This window comes from Streptomyces sp. H27-H1 (assembly GCF_026627445.1).
Taxonomy (GTDB): Bacteria; Actinomycetota; Actinomycetes; order Streptomycetales; family Streptomycetaceae; genus Streptomyces.
In genome coordinates this window covers 1-737 of record NZ_JAPNLJ010000164.1, presented here as the reverse complement: position 1 = coordinate 737, position 737 = coordinate 1, and the positions used below count along the sequence as shown (strand labels likewise).

Here is a 737-nt window from a genome sequence, read left to right as displayed (position 1 = left end):
GCGGCTTCCTCCAGGGCGTCCATGAGGTGCTTGCTGACGCGCATGCCCGCGGCGTCGTGATGGGCGCGAACCGTTGTGGAATCCACGCTGACCAGCGACAAGTCGCTCCGTCCGGCGCGGGCGGCCTAGATCGTCTCGTGAGACACGTACATACCGTCCTCGGGCGCGAAGGTGCGGGCGAGCCAGCCGGCGATCTGACGCGGCGACCAGTCCTCCTTCAGCTTGCCCGCGACCGTGTCCCGCAAGGTGGGACTCTGCCGCAGCAGACAGGACTTCGGACGCCGGGCATTGTCCCAGGCGCCCTCGTCCGCGCGAGCGGCCCGGTACTTTTCACGCCCGCCATGACGCCCTACCTCGCGGCTGACCGTGGACGGTGCCCGCCCCAGCCGGCCCGCGATCGCCCGGAAGGAATCACCGGCAGCCAGACCCCGGGAGATCTCCTCCCGCTCCACCAGCGACAGCACCCCGGCCGACCTGGTCCGGGCCGCCGGGACGAAACCGCCCTCGTGGCTACTGCGCGGTGTCGTTTGAGGCGGTTGATGCCGCACTCGACAGCGTGGCGTTGTTTGTAGTCGTCTTTGTCGAACGCCGGGGGCCGGCCGCCACGGGAGCCGAGCTTCTTGCGGTTGCGAATCTGGTCGGCCTTCTCGGGGATCGTGCACCCGATCCGGCGTTTACGCAGGTAGGAGCGGTTGGCCCGGGAGCCGTACGCCTTGTCGGCACGGACTCGGTTGGGT

At 69.5% G+C, this 737-nt stretch carries 1 protein-coding gene and 1 pseudogene; both read right to left on the bottom strand.

The window, feature by feature from the left end:
- Positions 1–125: 125 nt before the first annotated feature.
- Positions 126–464 (bottom strand): transposase, encoded by a 339-nt coding sequence (locus tag OTB20_RS42305; protein WP_420716632.1) that lies wholly within the window; start codon positions 462–464, stop codon positions 126–128.
- Between the two features lie 38 nt (positions 465–502).
- Positions 503–737, bottom strand: a pseudogene (locus OTB20_RS42300) (IS5/IS1182 family transposase); the annotation flags it as partial.